Annotated in this window: 16 protein-coding genes and 5 pseudogenes; 13 read left to right on the forward strand and 8 right to left on the reverse strand. The window is 46.7% G+C overall.

The window, feature by feature from the left end; all coding sequences use genetic code 11:
- The first annotated feature begins 5 nt into the window (after positions 1 to 5).
- The 3 genes from ABVM99_RS07720 to ABVM99_RS07730 all read left to right on the forward strand — a co-directional run bounded on the left by ABVM99_RS07720 (position 6) and on the right by ABVM99_RS07730 (position 2,066).
- The gene (locus ABVM99_RS07720; protein ID WP_000816143.1) at positions 6 to 632 is read left to right on the forward strand and encodes a DMSO/selenate family reductase complex B subunit; all 627 of its coding nucleotides are present in this window, start codon (positions 6 to 8) and stop codon (positions 630 to 632) included.
- Complete coding sequence (locus ABVM99_RS07725) at positions 625 to 1,398, forward strand: DmsC/YnfH family molybdoenzyme membrane anchor subunit (RefSeq protein ID WP_000544921.1); 774 nt, start codon at positions 625 to 627, stop codon at positions 1,396 to 1,398. Before ABVM99_RS07720 ends, ABVM99_RS07725 begins: the two co-directional genes overlap by 8 nt.
- Positions 1,399 to 1,472: 74 nt before the next feature.
- Positions 1,473 to 2,066: a molecular chaperone gene (locus tag ABVM99_RS07730; RefSeq protein ID WP_001584224.1), complete on the forward strand. Its 594-nt coding sequence runs from the start codon at positions 1,473 to 1,475 to the stop codon at positions 2,064 to 2,066.
- A gap of 83 nt (positions 2,067 to 2,149) precedes the next feature.
- Here the strand turns inward: ABVM99_RS07730 and ABVM99_RS07735 are convergent, their stop codons facing one another.
- Positions 2,150 to 3,550 (reverse strand): DUF1996 domain-containing protein, encoded by a 1,401-nt coding sequence (locus ABVM99_RS07735; protein WP_023194561.1) that lies wholly within the window; start codon positions 3,548 to 3,550, stop codon positions 2,150 to 2,152.
- Between the two features lie 303 nt (positions 3,551 to 3,853).
- On the opposite strand from ABVM99_RS07735, the gene ABVM99_RS07740 reads away from it, so the two are divergent.
- Entirely contained in the window at positions 3,854 to 4,759 is a 906-nt protein-coding gene (locus tag ABVM99_RS07740) for an SdiA-regulated domain-containing protein (protein ID WP_031607560.1), read from the forward strand.
- Between the two features lie 295 nt (positions 4,760 to 5,054).
- Here ABVM99_RS07740 and ABVM99_RS07745 read toward each other — a convergent pair.
- Positions 5,055 to 5,189, reverse strand: a pseudogene (locus tag ABVM99_RS07745) (hypothetical protein); the annotation flags it as partial.
- Positions 5,190 to 5,296: 107 nt separating this feature from the next.
- Positions 5,297 to 5,389: pseudogene (locus tag ABVM99_RS07750) on the reverse strand (hypothetical protein); the annotation flags it as partial.
- 23 nt (positions 5,390 to 5,412) lie between these two features.
- Here ABVM99_RS07750 and ABVM99_RS07755 point away from each other — a divergent pair.
- Complete coding sequence (locus ABVM99_RS07755) at positions 5,413 to 5,595, forward strand: ATP-binding cassette domain-containing protein (protein WP_001727659.1); 183 nt, start codon at positions 5,413 to 5,415, stop codon at positions 5,593 to 5,595.
- Here ABVM99_RS07755 and rtsB read toward each other — a convergent pair.
- The 3 genes from rtsB to ABVM99_RS07770 all read right to left on the reverse strand — a co-directional run bounded on the left by rtsB (position 5,588) and on the right by ABVM99_RS07770 (position 7,235).
- On the reverse strand, positions 5,588 to 5,875 hold the full coding sequence (rtsB, locus tag ABVM99_RS07760) for a transcriptional regulator RtsB (protein WP_001541332.1): 288 nt from the start codon (positions 5,873 to 5,875) through the stop codon (positions 5,588 to 5,590). The two genes, ABVM99_RS07755 and rtsB, sit on opposite strands and share 8 nt — an antisense overlap.
- Positions 5,872 to 6,747 (reverse strand): AraC family transcriptional regulator, encoded by an 876-nt coding sequence (locus tag ABVM99_RS07765; RefSeq protein WP_023195838.1) that lies wholly within the window; start codon positions 6,745 to 6,747, stop codon positions 5,872 to 5,874. Before ABVM99_RS07765 ends, rtsB begins: the two co-directional genes overlap by 4 nt.
- A gap of 266 nt (positions 6,748 to 7,013) precedes the next feature.
- Complete coding sequence (locus ABVM99_RS07770; protein WP_031623187.1) at positions 7,014 to 7,235, reverse strand: hypothetical protein; 222 nt, start codon at positions 7,233 to 7,235, stop codon at positions 7,014 to 7,016.
- A 116-nt stretch (positions 7,236 to 7,351) separates the two neighbouring features.
- Here ABVM99_RS07770 and ABVM99_RS07775 point away from each other — a divergent pair.
- Positions 7,352 to 8,237: pseudogene (locus ABVM99_RS07775) on the forward strand (IS3 family transposase).
- A 337-nt stretch (positions 8,238 to 8,574) separates the two neighbouring features.
- Positions 8,575 to 9,576 (forward strand): DUF1202 family protein, encoded by a 1,002-nt coding sequence (locus tag ABVM99_RS07780; RefSeq protein WP_023195840.1) that lies wholly within the window; start codon positions 8,575 to 8,577, stop codon positions 9,574 to 9,576.
- Between the two features lie 87 nt (positions 9,577 to 9,663).
- On the opposite strand, the pseudogene ABVM99_RS07785 reads toward ABVM99_RS07780, so the two are convergent.
- Together ABVM99_RS07785 and ABVM99_RS07790 are read right to left on the reverse strand one after the other, a co-directional pair.
- A pseudogene (locus tag ABVM99_RS07785) lies at positions 9,664 to 10,737 on the reverse strand (IS256 family transposase).
- A 142-nt stretch (positions 10,738 to 10,879) separates the two neighbouring features.
- Positions 10,880 to 11,632, reverse strand: coding sequence for a non-specific acid phosphatase (locus ABVM99_RS07790; RefSeq protein WP_000842411.1), 753 nt, complete (start codon positions 11,630 to 11,632; stop codon positions 10,880 to 10,882).
- 553 nt (positions 11,633 to 12,185) lie between these two features.
- On the opposite strand from ABVM99_RS07790, the pseudogene ABVM99_RS07795 reads away from it, so the two are divergent.
- The 6 genes and pseudogenes from ABVM99_RS07795 to ABVM99_RS07820 form a co-directional block, all read left to right on the forward strand.
- Positions 12,186 to 12,263 (forward strand): annotated as a pseudogene (locus ABVM99_RS07795) (helix-turn-helix domain-containing protein); the annotation flags it as partial.
- Between the two features lie 206 nt (positions 12,264 to 12,469).
- Positions 12,470 to 13,384 (forward strand): ParA family protein, encoded by a 915-nt coding sequence (locus ABVM99_RS07800; RefSeq protein WP_058799666.1) that lies wholly within the window; start codon positions 12,470 to 12,472, stop codon positions 13,382 to 13,384.
- Complete coding sequence (gene dnaB-PI / locus ABVM99_RS07805; protein WP_058799665.1) at positions 13,381 to 14,748, forward strand: SPI-7-type island replicative DNA helicase; 1,368 nt, start codon at positions 13,381 to 13,383, stop codon at positions 14,746 to 14,748. The genes ABVM99_RS07800 and dnaB-PI overlap by 4 nt, the downstream gene beginning before the upstream one ends.
- Positions 14,745 to 16,460, forward strand: a complete 1,716-nt coding sequence (locus ABVM99_RS07810) for a ParB family protein (RefSeq protein WP_058799663.1) — start codon at positions 14,745 to 14,747, stop codon at positions 16,458 to 16,460. The genes dnaB-PI and ABVM99_RS07810 overlap by 4 nt, the downstream gene beginning before the upstream one ends.
- Complete coding sequence (locus ABVM99_RS07815; protein ID WP_058799662.1) at positions 16,453 to 16,707, forward strand: TraR/DksA C4-type zinc finger protein; 255 nt, start codon at positions 16,453 to 16,455, stop codon at positions 16,705 to 16,707. The genes ABVM99_RS07810 and ABVM99_RS07815 overlap by 8 nt, the downstream gene beginning before the upstream one ends.
- Complete coding sequence (locus ABVM99_RS07820) at positions 16,700 to 17,443, forward strand: DUF2786 domain-containing protein (RefSeq protein ID WP_058799660.1); 744 nt, start codon at positions 16,700 to 16,702, stop codon at positions 17,441 to 17,443. Before ABVM99_RS07815 ends, ABVM99_RS07820 begins: the two co-directional genes overlap by 8 nt.
- Positions 17,444 to 17,519: the final 76 nt, after the last annotated feature.

Raw genomic sequence — 17,519 nt, forward strand, 5'->3', positions numbered from 1 at the left:
GTACGATGAAACAGTATGGCTTTTATGTTGACTCCTCGCGCTGTTCAGGCTGTAAAACCTGCCAGGTAAGCTGCAAGGATAATAAAGATCTGGATGTCGGTCCGAAACTGCGCCGCGTCTATGAATATGGCGGCGGAAGCTGGGTGAAAGAGGGGGAAAGCTGGCATCACGACACCTTTACCTACTACCTCTCTATTGCTTGTAACCATTGCGATGAGCCGGTATGTGTCTCCGGCTGTCCGACCGGGGCGATGCATAAACGCAAAGAAGATGGTCTGGTCGTGGTGGATGACAGCGTATGCGTCGGCTGTCGCTATTGTGAAATGCGTTGCCCCTACGGCGCGCCGCAGTTTGATACGCAAGCAAACGTGATGCGTAAATGCGACGGTTGTCTTGACCGACTGGAGAACAATCTGCGCCCTATCTGTGTGGATTCTTGCCCGCAGCGAGCGCTGGATTTCGGCCCTGTCGATGAATTACGGGCAAAATATGGCACGGAGAATCAAATCGCGCCGCTGCCTTCAGCGTCGTTCACCCATCCTAACCTCATTATTAAACCGCATCCGAAAGCGAGACCCACGGGCGATACGGAAGGCGCAATCATGAACATTCGGGAGGTGCGCCATGCATGAGTTACCGCTGGTCTTTTTTACGGTCTTTACCCAGAGCGCGGTCGGCGCGTTTATTCTGCTGCTGATTGGCGGCGCAATGGGGCTGGTCGCGCCGCGGCGTAAGGCTATCGGTCTGTTCTCGGTGATGTGCCTGTTTGGGCTTGGCGTCATTGTCGGCATCTTCCACGTCGGGCAACCGCTGCGCGCGCTGAATATGCTGCTGCGCGTCGGACATTCGCCGATGAGTAACGAGATTGTCTTGTCGGCGGCTTTTGCGGCGCTCGGCGGTCTGGGGGCGCTCGGTTTGTTGCTGAACCGGGCGACGCCGCTGTGTAACGCGTTGGTATGGTTGGCAGCGATAGTCGGGGTGGTCTTCTTATACGCCGTTCCGCAGATTTACCAACTGCCGACGGTGGCGACCTGGCGTTCATCTTACACCACGGCAATGATGATATTGACGCCGTTGATTGGCGGCGGCGCGTTGGCGGCATTGTTTGGCGTGCGCCGTCTGGGGCTACTGGTCAGCGTGTTGGCGATTTTGGTGAGCTTTTGTCTGCGCCCGGGCTATATGGCGACGCTGATGAGCGCCGATAGCGCTCTGACCGCCGCGCAACATAGCTGGTTTACCGCCCAGGCGATATTGCTGGCGGCGGGCGTGGTCGGGGTGGTGGTCTGCGCGCGCCTGAAATCGAGCGCTGCGGTGCTGGCCATGACGGCTGTGGTGGTTATCGCGGCGGAGTTGGCGGGTAGGATTGCGTTTTACAATCTGTGGACGCTGCCAATGTAGTTTTTGCCCGGCTTGTGCCATGTAAGCCTGATCAGCGTAGCGTCATCAGGCGAAATATTTCAGGAGCTATTGCTATGCCTTCCCGTGCTGTTTTGCCGCGTATCCTCGGCGCACTGTTTTACTACTCCCCTGAGAGGCCGGAGGTGAAAGCGTTGTTCGATTGTTTGCCAACGTTGCCTGAGCTTTACCCCTGGCGCGATCGCGGACATATTGAATCACTGTGTGCGTCATGGTCGCTACCGGATGATGATGCGCTTACATGGCAATTTTCTGTGTTGTTTGAAGGCCAGGGAAAGATGCCCGTCCCACCCTGGGGATCGGTCTATCTGGAAAAAGATAATTTGTTGATGGGGGAAACTACCGCCGATTATCGAGCTTTTTTACAGTCGCAGGGCATGGTATTCACTGACCGTGAACGCGAGCCGGAAGATCAGTTTGGCCTGATGCTATTGGCCTGTAGCGATCTGCTGGCACGAGGCGACAACGTGGCGGCCAACCGGTTACTGGAGGCGCATCTGCTGCCCTGGGGATTCCGCTATCTGGAATTGCTGCAACGCAATACCGTTAGCGCCTTCTATGCCCGGCTTGCCGTCGTAGCGACCTGTTATCTGCAGGATGTTCAGCAGCAACAGGGACTACAGCCTGAGAATAAACGGTTGTTTTTCTGAGGTATTGGTCGGGTTTTGATGGCGTGCCGTAATACTTGTGCCGCCATCGTGCCCGCTGTTGCGTCAGCGGGCACAGTTTACTATTACAGCTCCGGCGTCTTTTTGAAACCGGTCAGCATCAGCACCAGGCTCTGTTTTGAGTCCGCTGGCGTGAAGTCGTAGTGATTTCCCTGACGGTCGCCGCCGATATACCAGGATATTTCCGTTTTCCCTTCCGCCAGCGCTTTTCGCACCGCTTTATCGACATCAACCATGCGATACTCATGTGAATGGTCCAGATATAACACGGCATCGGAACGGTAGTTGATCGCTGGTTTATTGTTCCAGGACACAGTACTGACGTGCCAGTCACTGCTGGTCGGGTAAAAGAAAATTTGATCGGCGCCGTTCGCTTCCGTTTTGCCGCCAAAAAGGCGAATACGGTATTTGAATAGCGAAGCGTCCATATTGGCAGGCAGGGGCGGGATCTTAAATTTCACTAGCGTGAGCGTTTCCGGGTGCTGCGTGCGTCCGCCATTTGTCCAGTCATCCTGTACGTACAAGGTATCGACGCTGGCATGAGGCTTGTCGTCTTCGCTGCTTACCCAGGTATTTTCTTCCGCTTTACTGTAGGCGTAAGGAACCGTAGTGCCGCAATCCAGTCCCTGATTCATACACAGATCCGTCATAAACTGCGCGCCATCTTCCGTCCAGCCATTCATAAAATCGGCATGGGCGGTATAAAGACTTCCCCAGCGCTCTTCCCGGGTTTCGCCATGCATTACCGGGTCCATCGACAATTCCACTTTAGACGTATCCAGCGAGGAGATCTGCGGGAGTACCCAGGCGATGTTCATATTCACCGTCGGGATTTTGACCGGATAGTCTGCGGAACATTTCCCGTGGTCGGCATAGATAGCGTTATTGTGGCTATGGGTCGGTTTCAGGTTGACGCCATCCCAACAGTTGGGGAAAGCGATCCCGATATTAAACTGGACGGCATCGCCCGCTTTACGCAGGCCGCATATTTCGCCTACCTTGTTGGTGTAACCTTTGCCGTTGGCACATAAAAAGGTGATTGCGGAACTGGGGCCAGTACCGTGATGATCGCCTGCCAGTAACTCCAGCCCGGCCGGGAATGGATGGAGCGGATATTGCGCTACATTTGTGGATTGATAATAGGTCTTTTGGTAGGCCGGATTTACGATTTCACCATCAGGTAATTTCATGGACGGCGCCCAGTAAGCGGAGCTGTCGGCTTTATTATCACAGGTGGTATCGGGTTGCGCGCGCAACGTCTGGTAGGTAGAGACCGCGTCGGTGTGGGTGTTGCCAAAAAAGTCATGCCACATCGCCTGATTCGCTTTACCAAACATCATAATCGCGTCATCGCCCAGCGTGTGGTGATAGCCGCACACGACATGTGCCTGAGGGTCGGCATGGGCCGGGAATGCGCCAGCGGCAACGAGCGTAGCCAGGCTGACGGTAATAAGGTTGAGTTTCATTTTTTTGCTGCCCGGTTGAATAGAAGTGGGAGCAGCAATAGCAGATCAGATTGCGGTGTTACATCTCATTAATTATCACTTTTTGTCATTTGCCCTGCATACAGGGGCGAATTTGCAGACGTACTATTTAAATAATTAGCCGAAACTACCCTCCTCTTGATTATGTCAATTTACAAAAAGGGTACGTTAGTGATTAAAATCGGGCTTTTTGTGATAACCCTCACTATTTCATTTTGCCTATGCTAATGGCGCTCGCCATAACCGAATAACGATTCTATCGGACATCGGCTTTATTTTTAAGAAATGCGTTACGACATCAGTCGTGACGCGATCTGCTATGGGTTTTTTATGAGATTACTAAAACGCGTTATTGTGGTTGTACTCTTGGGCGTGATTTTATTTATGGTCAGGGACGATATACGCTATGTTTATCAACTGATCCTCAAATATGGTGATAAACCCTCGGCGCTGGCACTGAGTAGCTATAAAGCGGTTATTCAGCAAAAACCAGTCGCAGGAGTTAAGAGTAACCTTTCAGGTTTGACCTACTCCGCCGAAGACAGGATGCTTTTCGCCGTTATTAATAATCCCCCTGAACTGGTCTGGTTAACGACAGAAGGGCAGTTGGTAGGGCGGATGCCGCTCCAGGGCATCCACGACCCGGAGTCTATTGCATGGAGTGGGGGCAACCAGTTCCAGATAGGCAGTGAGAAAGATGGCGCGGTCTATAAAACACAGGTGGATATTCAGCGCGGCACCATGCAGATAATCTCCATGGTGAAGCTTGAGGGCTATGACAAAGCAAAAAATAAAGGGCTGGAAGGTACGGCATGGGATGCGAAAAATGAGAGATTATATGCCGCAAAAGAAAGAAAACCCATAATGATCAAAGAAGTAGAGATGAGCAAAAATGGTATCACCAGAGCGTTGCCTTCTGCCATCACTGCAAGTGTGAGCGATGTCTCCGGACTTGAATACCATGCCCCAACGGATTCGCTGCTGGTGTTGTCGGACGAGTCAAAAATGATCCTTGAGGTCAGTTCCGAGTGGCGGGTGCGCGATCGATTGTTCCTGACGGCGGAGTGGTCAGGGCTCAGAGACGATATCCCCCAACCAGAAGGGATTGCCATGGATAATGAAAATAATTTGTATATTGTGAGTGAACCAAATCTGTTTTATAAATTTTCGTGTGATATACAGAATGGCTAAAATCTATTTTTACTGTCACAGTATGCTAAAACAGAACAAGGTTATTAATACCATGATTTGACGATTGTTTGATTCGTTGATTCATTGTTGGGGATATTTATGTTTTACTTACCTCAGTAACGGATTACTTTGTGGTGTAGCGTAACGGTAATTGTCCTCCTCATATTTGCGGCAGCATAGTCTGCCGCTTTTTTTTTATAAATTAACTCTCTCTGTAATAATTAACAGACAATAAATGTTATTCTGTTTTTTTCAGCAGGCCTCCGAAGAGGCCTCGCAGGGTGATGTTTAGTTATCAGGCATAATATTCTTCATCAACACTTACCGAATGCCATGTCACCTCGCTAAGTGAAATCATTTCATCTACGCCGGAACTCTTGTTAACCGGGGTTTCCGTCGGCGATGTACCTGTAAATGTTCCATTGGCTGTGGCGCTATTCCCGGCGGGATCGGTGGCCGTTATGATGTACTGATTTGCCCCCGACAGAATAGCGGATTGCGGAACAGAAACATGCCAGTTACCGGTATCGTTATCAACACTGGCGGTGTAGAGTTGATCGTCAGCCAGCCGATAGACAGCGAAGAATTACCCATAGCGTTTGCGACGAACACTGATTGATCAGCTTTCATTCACTGCTGTTCCCGGAGAATTTATGGGTATTATCGGTACATCAGGTTCAGGTAAATCTTCTTTAATCAAAGCACTATCAAATTCCAGTCATTGCTATACGGGAACAGTTAAATTAAACAACGTAGATATCACACCGATCTCTGAAGATGATATCCAGAATTGCCTTGCCTACCACTCTGGCAACATTTTAGAAAAAATTACGTAATATCGACTGATATGTAAAACTCATTCAGCATCAAATGGATTAATTCAACATCAGTAGTAATATCCATTTTTTTATAGGCTGATCTCTTTTGTGTTGAAATCGTTTTTATATTTCGATCTAATAAATTTGAGCAACTTTTAACAGATAATCCTGCTGCCACGTAATAAATAACTTTTTTCTCACTCAATGTTAGATCGAATTTTTTAGCGAGCAACAGAATTCCATCTTTTATATTAATATGTTTTGCTTTGTTCTTATACTGCATTGTCAGATATCTCAATTAACATATTGGTGACGAGAGGAAGATAAAAACGCTAAAAATTCTGATGGTGTAGTTTTGAAGTGTTTTTTAAAAACGCATGTAAAATAAGAAGCACTATCATAACCACACATATAAGCCACTCGGGTAATATTATATTCACTATTGCGTAGAAGTTTTGTCGCTTTATTCATTCGCGCATTAAGGTAAACTTCGCTGAATGAGGTGTTCTCTTGTTTCAATTTCCTTTTTAATGTGGAACAACTCATATAGAGTGAGTCAGAAATATCCTTGAGTGCCCATTTTCGACTTATGTCGCTTATAATAATATTATAAATGTTTTCGGCTAATGTATTTTGCGATAGTTCTCTGAAGAGAGCAAATGCTTCGGGTTCATAGATGAACTCTGAAAGTAGAAATCTTATTAAATATTCCTTTTTATCTTGGGATAGTTTTTGGCTTTTATTTGAAGAGTGTAAGAGGTTGAATACTCTTGCTACGCCTGTTTCTATTGGCGCTAACAGATGTTTTGTCATCGGTTTTGTTAATGGGGCCGAAAAGTCTGCATGTTCATACAGAAAAAAATTATAAGCATTTTTTATTGACGCTGAATCTAATTCAATTAAATTATAATTTAACTGTTCATGAGTCTCTTCCATAGTGATATGAATAGTTTGATCTTTAGCTAAAAATATTAACATTGGCCCTGATGCCGTAATATACTCCCCGGACGATGTCGTAATTGAAATTTTACCCGTGGTGAGCTTGATGAGTACGGACTGCAGTAAATTTAATCCCTGGAGTGATAAGGATTTCCTCTGCCAGTTTTGCGCTGATTGTAAACATTCAATGCTCCCCACCTGGACAGGTGAGGGATTAAATACTTTTAGCATGATAATTTCCTTTTATTAAATGTGCGTGTAAATCAAAAATTATTCTGAAAAAATATTTCAAAAGAAAACTAATATATAGCTATATAATTATTTGCGAACTTAAGGTATCAGGTGGCGATCTTTTCATTTTCTATGGAAAATGCTATTTTATATTGCATTTCTACATATTATAGTATCGTTAAAAAACTATGTCGCGTATAAAAAAAAGATGGAAATTTACAAGAATTGGCTCATGTTATTATCAAATTATCTCTTTAAAATTTGAATTAAGTAATAATTGCCTTTAATCTTTTAGAGAATAGCTCTTTAATTTCATGGAGGTAGTTAGCATGAGGTATAAGATCTGATGTTAATTTGTGATAAGGTTTATCCTGGAGGTAAATATTAACGTTCTCGATCAGGAAAGGCATACAACGCGGTAAATATATACGGCGGCGGATAGACGGTGTAGCGATATCCGGAAGTTTTAGGGGAGGGGAAGCATTCAATCGTATGGTTGGCTTTATGAAAAACTGTATAACACGTTATTGAGGATCTTTGATCTTACCCAGCAATAGTGGTCACGTGACTAAGTGAGTAAACTCTCAAGCAAGAGGTGACTCATATGAAAAAACCAGCATCAACCACCAAAAAGCCACGCAAGCAGCACACGCCTGAATTTCGTCAGGAAGCCCTGAAACTGGCTGAACGCATTGGGGTGGCCGCTACCGTCCGCGAGCTTAACCTGTATGAATCACAACTCTATAACTGACGAAGCAAACAGCAAAATCAGCTCTCTTCTTCTGACCGCGAACAGGCGATGCCCGCAGAGATCGCCCATCTAAAACGTCCACTGGCAGAAGGGGATGAGGAACTGGCCATTCTCCAGAAGGCCGCGGCATACTTCGCGAAGCGCCTGAAATGAAGTATGTCTTCATCGAAAAACATCAGGCTGAATTCAGTATCAAAGCCATGTGCCGTGTATTTCAGATTGCCCGTAGCGGCTGGTACGTCTGGCATCAGCGTCTTCATCAGATAAACCGGCGTCAGCGGTTCCGCCTTGTCTGTAATAACGTCGTCCGGGAAGCATTCAGTGACGCAAAACAACGCTATGGTGCGCTACGCCTGACGGATGTATAACATAAAAACCGTGGCGGTCAGCCTGCGATGCGTTACAGATGGTGCAATGGCGGCGTAAACGACTGGGAAAAGTCAGCGTGCATACAGACAGAGGTGGTCAGTACTATTCAACGGATTAGCAGAGCTTACTGAAACGACATAATCTGCGGGGGAGTATGAGCGCCAGAGGCTGTTGTTATGACAATGCCTGTGCAGAAAGCTTCTTTCACACGCTGAAGGTGGAATGTATCCACGGAGAGGACTTTGCCAGCTGGGAAATAATGCGGACAGCAGTGTTTAATGATATCGAGTGTGATTACAATCAATGGCGTCGTCACAGTGCCTGTGGTAGTCTCAGTCCGGAACAATTTGAAAACCAGAACCTTGCTTAGGGTTGTGTCCATATTACGCGGGTAGGATCAGTCCATTTCTGTAGTCTGCCTGTTGTTCTTCATCGTCAGTTGAAGTAACAGCTTTACCTCCGGCTACAGTAAGGATGATTGAAAAAATCATTTTAATGGCTTCAGCCAGCCCATTAAAAAATTACTTTCCAACTATCTGATTTATTAGAGGTATTGTCTTTCATTAAGATAGCGAGTCCTGGTGGTTTAAAAATAAAGACACAGTATTATAATGAAAATAACGCATCATTAAATATTGAATTTGCTAACTCGTTGTGTGATGCTGAAATGATTTTATTGCATATTATTAATTTCTGGGATGAATGTTATGAATGGAAAATTTTTGTGTGGTTTATTGGTTTCGCTATTAATTAGCGGATGCGGTGACGATAACACCCCTACAGAGAAAGTCTTGAAAGAACAATTTAGTAATCAATTTCATGGGCGTCTTATCCTTGATTCAATTGATATCAAGGAAACATCGGTTGATGGAAATAAGAGAACATATGCTGCTGATGGCTTACTTTCTACTGGCTACGATCTGTATACGCCAGTTGCCTCGTTAACTGATTATATTGTTGTTCAAAAATCGTGGGATAAAGGCAAAGATATTAAATTCTCAGCAACTTTGAACAGTCTTGGTAATAAAGATACTGGATGGAAAACAATATTTTCTTCATTACAAATGTCAGAAACACCAAAAGGCAATCCAATTCCTAATGTTGAAACTGACGGTAAATATATCATCATGGATGGAGTAGGTTTTGATGATAAACTAAATGCAATTAAAGATGAATATGCCAGGAAGAAATCAAAACTAAACGAATTAAATAATGATATCGCAAAAGTTAAAACTAATATATTAGTTATTAATAAAGAAATCGATGAGTATTGGGGGAAAGGGGAAGATGGAAAAACACAAAGCCGTTATTTTGTTCAGCGTGATTTGAATAAAGAGCTGGAACTCTTTAATAAAGAAAATGCTCCTTATTATTTTGAGAAAAAGTACAATGCTGAAGTTTTCGACCCAGCAATGAAGGCTCGCCGGGAAAAATTAAAGAATTACAGGTTGAGTGATTTTGATGACATAAGGGCGGAGAAACGTGCTGTATTAGAAAAACATAAAGAAGAATACTCCGTAAAATATAATGAAATTAATGAGAAGATAAAAGCGAAAATGAAGGTGCTCGATGATGGTTTACAAGAGTTGATAGCAAAGAAACGTGGTCTCATACAGCAGCAATCAACCATCTCAGACGAGATTCACAATCTTGATTATCAATATAAAAATTGGGTAAATTTTATGGAAGAGCTAAATAAAAGAAAATAACTGACTATTATTATGAGTGATAAAAAAGAGACTGAAATCTGGTCTCTTTTTTGAGCCTGTCAGTAATTCTATATAACTGCCAATATATTAAAGGTGATTGCTCAGGCGGTCACCGAATTCGATAATAAAGCGGCCCATCGCCAGTCGCCAGTTCTGGATCGGCATACTCCATTTTTTTGATGCATCCTTGATTGCCAGATAAATAACTTTTCGTACCGAGTCATCCGTCGGGAACACTTTGCGTTTCTTAATCGCGGCACGGATCACGCTGTTCAGGGATTCGACTGCGTTTGTAGTGTAGATGGTAGATGGTAGATGGTAGATGGTAGATGGTAGATGGTCTTGCGGATATCCGGCGGATAACTGAAGAGCGTATTGAGGTTTTCCCAGTGCGCACGCCAGCTTTTGCTGATTTGCGGATATTTCGGGAAGACGCTGTTTATCGCATCCGGGAAGCCCTTCAGACCGTCCACACAGGCAATCAGGATGTCCTGAAGGCCCCGCTTTTTCAGCTCCGTCAGCACGCTTAGCCAGAACTTTGTGCCTTCATTTCCGGACAGCCACATGCCGGCAACCCTTTCTGACCTTCGGTATTGATCCTCAGCGCAGGGAAAACTGCTTTGTTTATCACACTGCCATTCTGATGAACTTTGACAACATACAGTCCATATAAACAAAGGGATACAGCGTATCCATTTGTCGGTTTTGCCACTCAGTGACCTGCTCTTTTACGGCGTCGGTGACTTTAGATGTCAGCGTTGGCGACACATCGGAGTCGTACATTTCTTTGAAGGTGGCAACGATTTCGCGGGTAGTCATGCCTTTGGCGCAGAGGGATAAAATCTGGCTGTCCATCTGCGTAATGCGCGTCTGGTGCTTCTTAATCAGCTGTGGTTCGAAGGTATTTTCACGGTCACGCGGCGTGTTCAGTTCGATCTCGCTGTTATTGCATAACACCGTTTTTGACGAGTAGTCATTGCGGGTGTTTGAGCCTGTTTTGGGCGCATTTTTCTCATACCCGGGGTGGTCAGCCAGCTCCGCATTGAGCACTGTTTCGACGGTAAGCTTCGTCAACATGCGGGAAAAAGCATGGAGATCGGCTTCGGTTTTAAGGCCTTCAGCCACTTCAGCCGCAAGGGCTTTAAGTTTCTTTTCGTCCATAATTGCCTGTCTCTGTTGTTGGAGTGAACATATCAAAAACAGGCAATTACACAATTTTAATTACAGTCTCACGCCCGGTCGTCCCTACGCAGTTGCACTTCCTTTCATTTGCTGTGGCCAGTTTGCGGGAAGACTTTCACCTTCAGTAATTAAGTTTGGGGTGATCTTCTTTACTCAATAAATTATTTTTGTCGTTCAGCTCCTCACGGACTTTTGCCAGTGACTTCTGAAAAGCCGGGATTGTTTGCAGCCTTGCAAACTCTACTGCTCCCACATAACGGCCAGCATCAACATCGCTTTGCCAGTGAGCACCGCATATCACTCTGCTTTGCCCGAACTCCCATCCTCGTCTGGCGAGCTCCTGCGCGCGTTCCGGTCTGGCCTGGGATAATACTAATGCCAGAAGTGTACCATAAGCAGTATGCCCGGAAGGGTAAGAGCCATCTTTTCTCAAAGTATCCTCATCTTCAGGACGGCAGGTAGAATGATTAAATAAGACAAAGGGACGAGTACGCATATAATATTTTTTTGCCGAAGCAGTAGCGTAGTAGCCGCCCATTTTCAGAAGATTCTGTAACATATTCCAGGTTTCTGGCGTATCTTTGGGATTAATTTTAGCACCCACTACTGGCGAGAATATTCTGGCTATATTTTCCACGCTTACATCTGCATCCTCAGCAGCTTGTTTCCATCGTGGGGAACCTTTTATCGCATAGCCCTTAAAATAAGCCTCCTTATCATAGCGGAAAGCCGGATCATCATTACCTGGCGGTGGTGGTAAGTAGAACTGACTGTTCACTGATTCTTCAGGAGAATGAAAGGGTTGCACTGTTTCTGCTGATGTATATTTAGCTACGATCAGTGGTAGAAAAAATAGTAAATAACGACTTTTCATAAAGACTCACTCCGGATCAGGAAATAATAAACAGATGTAATCCTATAATGATTTATTGCAATGGTTATTCAACATACAGGTAAAAAAGCAGGACGCTGTACTGGCATTATCGTCTGTCCATACCGGACTGACTGCAACGGACAACAGAACAATACTGGTACTTCCGGCTAACAGCATTTTGTTTAACTTTTGTCCCCGGTTATTTTTTATCTGCGTGCCTGACTGACACGCATTAGGTTAAAATGTTTACGTAATAACAAAGTATGAATAAGTATTTTAAAATATGTGCCCTGTTACCCCGACAGTTACCACCAGTTATGATGTGCTGAGTATTAATTTATGATTATGAACAAGAGTCGGAAACAGTATTTAAGAATAAAGAAGCCGACAAAGAAAAAATGCCAAAATTGGCGAAGGGATTATTGTTTTCAGTGATGAAAAAGTTCATGGCGGAGATATTGGATTCACTTGTCGGGGTTAGCGAACCGTCAGATGAAGTGATAGGCGTTATTACTGGTAATAATCTCCCTGTAGCTAAGTAAGCTTTTGACCCTGGCCCAAAGGGGAAAAGCTGATCGACGAAGCGCTGGGCGTTGCGCCAGAGAAAATCTGGCCTTCTCGTTATAGCTAGTCAGGCCAGAGATGGGGGCTACGGATTTCCATTCCCAGAAAAGCAAAAACCCAGCCATAGGCTGGGTTTTCTGAATAAGTGGTGCCCGGACTCGGAATCGAACCAAGGACACGGGGATTTTCAATCCCTGTGACAAAATGTTAAATTCCATAGAAGAATGATCGGTATTTGTTGAATCGCATCCTGATTAATTTTCAGGTGCTAAAATGCATTTACAATCAATCGATTATCCAACGTTGGGCGTTAAGCCTCGTATTATACCTGTTGTTTCCACTAAGGGCGGCGAGGGTAAGTCTACTCAGTCAGCTAATCTTGCAGGATTTCTGGCCGATGCAGGCATCAAAACACTTCTGATTGATGGCGATCATGCTCAGCCAACGGCCAGCAGTATATTCCCGCTTGAATACGAAGCCCCTGGTGGTTTGTACGAACTGTTGATGCAGACAGTTGATCTATCCGATCCCGATAATCTGATCTCCCGTACGTCAATCAATAATCTGGACATTATCGTTTCCAACGATCCTCGTAATTTTCTCCCTACTGCAATGCTGAATGCGCCTGATGGGCGAGTTCGTCTCCGAAATGCTCTTTCACATCCCCTTTTTAATTCATATGGCGTGATTATTGTCGATTCACAAGGCTCGCGGTCAGTGATGTCTGAGTTAATCATCCTTGCTTCCACCGGAACCATGGTGGGTATTGCCAAACCAATTCTTCCTGATGTCAGGGAGTTCATGCGCGGTACAGTCGCGCTGATGGAAGAATTGCTGCCTTATTGTGCGTTTGGCATTCAGCTTCCGGTCACAAAATTGCTTATCAACTGTATGGAATACGACAATCTGTCTGTTGAGACCCTCGCTGAAGTCAAAGCGATCGTTGAAGATAAACGCTACAGCGCCCATGCAGACAAAATTCATATCGACCTGCTGGAGACATGTATCTATGACCTGACTGTCTATGTTCTTGGGCATGTTAAGGGCGTACCGGTACATCGTCTTGAAAAAAATACCCGACGTAAAAGCGACTCAGCGTTTACGTCAATGTATCAATTGGCTTGTGAACTTTTCCCAGAGTGGAAAACGAATTTTGATGCGTTAGCTAATGCGGGGGGCGAGGAATGACCTCTAACAACCGCAGAAATGTTTCGGGGCTGTTTTCTCAGGATGCTGAGCAGAGCGTCATTGGTGGCCTGATGCTGGATAACGACTGCTGGGATGAAGTGGCGCTCCGTCTCGATACCGATGATTTTTATTTCAAGGTTCACCAGGTCATCTTTCATGAAATGGCGCGTCTGGTTGCAGCAGGGCGTCCGATTGACCTGATCACACTTGCTGAGAGCATTGAAAACCGTGGTAAGGATGCGCTTGAGCAACTTGGCGGATTCGCCTATCTGGCAGAACTTTCAAAAAATACTCCAAGTGCGGCCAATATCGTCGCTTACTGTGACATTGTTGCCAGATACAGCCAGGGGCGACAGTTGGTCGCCATTGGTGCTGAGATAACCGAAACTGTTAAGGCATCCGGTGCTGATATCGGGGCGGTGATGGAAACCGCAGAGCAAAAAATTACCCGGCTGGCAGAACGTTCAGAACCACAGCAGGCCGTGACGCTGCTTGACGGCATGGAAAAACTCCTTACAGAGCTGGAACGTCGTTGCAATGTGCCTGATGGTATTACTGGTACGCCTACGGGATTTGAAGATTTTGATGCCATGACCAGCGGGCTGCAGGCAGCTGATCTGATACTTATAGCAGCAAGGCCTTCAATGGGGAAAACTGCCTTTCTGATCAGCCTGATTTTGAATTCACTTCTGAAAAAAGCCGATACACATGCGCAGTTTTACAGCCTTGAGCAGCCCACCGAGCAGATCCTCATGCGTATGGTCGCTTCACTTGGCAGTGTAGATTTAACACATTTAAAAAATGGCCAGATGGATGATGAGGACTGGGCGCGTGTTTCAAACGCGTCTTCACTATTGATGGGTGACCTTAAAGACCGCCTCATCATAGATGACACAGGCTCATTGACCCCCGCCATGCTCAGAATTCGCGCCCGTCGTAACGCCCGCCGTTATGGTCACCCTTCAGTCATCGGTCTTGATTACCTGCAACTGATGCGTTGTCCGGATCAGGAGAACCGCACACAGGAAATTGCTGAAATCTCGCGGTCACTCAAAGCGCTGGCGAAAGAAATGGGTTGTCCGGTTGTTGCCCTTTCGCAGTTGAATCGTCAACTAGAGAGTCGTGCTGATAAACGGCCTAACAATGGCGATCTTCGTGATTCCGGTGCACTGGAACAGGATGCTGACGTAATTGTCTTTATCTATCGTGATGAGGTCTATCACGAAAACACTGAAGACAAGGGGGTTGCTGAAATTATTGTCAGCAAACAGCGTCAGGGACCAATTGGTACCATCCGACTGCAATACGAAGGCCGATATACGCGTTTCTCTGCTAACCCTGGTCAGACCGGGAGGTTTGCATGAGCAATGCCCGTGGTCTCAACCTTGGCGACGCCATGTTGCAGCGAGGAAAATCACCAGCTCAGGCTGCTGATAATAATACTCCCCCTGTAACACAGCCAGTAAACGAAATGGCAATGGTTCTTACCCTTGACCAGCTTCGCCCCAATCCGGATAACCCGCGCAAAGGGCGCAACCCTCGTTTTGAGGAAATCAAAGCTTCCGTCCGTGCTCGAGGATTGGATTCGATTCCAAAAGTAACCCGCGATCCGGATGGTGATGATGTTTATATCTTTAGTGACGGAGGAAATACCCGGTATCAGATCCTCTGCGAACTCTGGCAGGAGACTGGTGATGAACGTTTTTATCGCGTTCATACAATCTTTAAACCCTGGCCTGGACGTCTAAAATGTCTGGTTGGTCATCTGGCTGAGAATGAGGTCAGGGGAGATCTTACCTATATAGAAAAGGCATTTGGTGTTCATAAAGCGCGCGTAATTTATGAAGAGCAACTGGGTCGAAGTGTGACTTTGCGAGAGCTTTCGGATCTGTTGGGTAAGGAAGGTTATCCTATTGATTACTCCAGCGTAAGCCGAATGGAAGATACGCTTAATTACCTGTATCCACATATGCCCCAGTTGCTTGAAAGTGGTATGAGTCGTGGTCAGGCAACACCACTCCTGAGCCTTCGTTCTTCTGCTATGAAGGTCTGGAAATCTTTCAGCGGTGACGTAAACCCAGAATGTTCTCTTGATGATGTGTTTGGTGCAGTTTGCCGGTGTTTTGATGAACCTGAAAGCTATGCCCTTGATATTTTCAGGGATGAGTTTATCGGTCAACTGGTTAAGGCTCTTCCCCATCCAAGCCTGAATTATGACCGCTGGTTAATTGAACTTGATCCTCGTGAGCAAAAACGCCGGGAACAGTTTGGCGAGCCACCTCCACTGCCAGCACCTACACCTGCGTCTGAACAGTCAGGTGGGCGGGAGCGCACAACACCACCAGTTACGACCCTGCCTGCAGATAAATCATCCCAGCCCCCTGTTACTGGTCTGCGTAGCGGTACGCTGACCACGCCAGGGCGTCCGGAAGCTGTACCAGAACTTCAGGACAATACTGCACTTCCCGGCGGTATGTCTGTTGGAAGTGAGACGCGTCGTGAAGTACAGAATGACCTGTTTGGCGGAAATCCTGTGGTTACCGGTCAGACAGAGAATCCTGATAGCGCCGGAGAATGGCAATTTAAGTCAGATGTTAATTCCAGCGCCCTCATTTCTGCTTTTGGCGAACAGGATGAGTCCTCCATCTCTTCAGTTAGCTCAGTGGCCTTCGCGGCAACCGGGCTGGAGCCGGTCAATGATATCTGGCACATCCCTGCATTACAGGACGACATCGAGCACCTGCAGGATATGACTTATCGGCTTACTTTCGAAATTGCTGAAGCGATGGGCTGCGCGGACTGTGTTCGGGAGGATAAAGACCATCATTCAGCTGGTTTCTCCATTTCAGAGAACGCCAGCGAGTTTACTCTTTTCCTCGCCGGGCTATCAGGTTCACTGCCTAACAAACAGTTCAATATGTTCATGTTCTGCCTAAATTTTTTTGGCTCTCAGGAACCTGCAGATACTGCCGTTTTCGATGATGTCACTGTTGTAAAAACAATGCGTCTTATTCGTGTAATACGTCGTCTGCGTGAGCTGCAGCGTCTGGCTGCGAAGGGAGGGGAAAATGTCTGAAGACCTGAATGATGAAATGGCTCAGGCCAGTACCGCTATTTTCACCCAACGCGGTATCGATGCTATCAGGGCAAAAGTGCACTCATTACGCCCGTCAAAAGAGATTTGCGAATGCTGCGGCGCGGACATTCCCGCAGCCCGCCAGCTGGCAGTACCGGGCGTGGAGTTGTGTGCTGCTTGTCAGGATGTGAAGGAGAAGCAGGATGTTCACCGTGCTGCCGGCAGCAGGGGGCTACACCATGTCTGAAAACACAAAAGTGATTGCACGTATCCGGCGACTGATGGCGCTGGGTACCCGGAACAGTAATCCACACGAGGCGGCCCGTGCAGTGGCGCTGGCTCAACGGCTGATGCAGCGTCATGGCCTGACCCCTGACATGCTTTCTCTTCATGATATCCAGGAGTCCGTTTGCCAGAACCTGACCAGTAATGCTGAAAAAGTGCCAGCCTGGCTAAGTTCTCTTGCAACGGTGGTTTGCATGGCTACGGGCTGCCGCTGCTGGTTTGGCTGGCATGTCCACACAAGTTGCAGTGGTGTAAAAAGCGTCCGCCGATCTCTGCACTTTTATGGTTTCAGCGGGAGAGCCGAAGTTGCGCTCTATATCTATACCGTTTTACAGCGGCAACTTCGTGCAGACACTGACGGTCAGATTGCCGGATACCGGAAGCGCCGTATTCTTAAGAACACGCTCCGTCGCCGAGCCGATCAGTTTCGTGAAGGGTGGGTATCTGGCGTCTGGCAGGTACTGCAGTCATTTGCGCCTTCAGAATGTGAGAATTCCATGCTTCAGCGCTGGCTTGCCCAGCGTCACACCGGCGACACCCTGGGGACTGTAAGCGTCAGGGCAGCTGGTAAATGCCGTGGCGACAGAGCAGCACGCGTAGCGGGCTGGCTCGCAGGGCGGGATACCGAAGTTCATCAAGGCCTGACTGGTGCGCAGGCTCAACAGCAGATTACGGCGGGAGGCTGTACACATGAGTGACATTTTTTTATGGAGTGCCTGCCTGTCGGGCTGGCTTTTTGATGTTCTGCTTGTTGCCGATCAGATGATATCAGGA

Source organism: Salmonella sp. SJTUF15591 (assembly GCF_043356435.1).
Classification (GTDB): Bacteria; Pseudomonadota; Gammaproteobacteria; order Enterobacterales; family Enterobacteriaceae; genus Salmonella; species Salmonella enterica.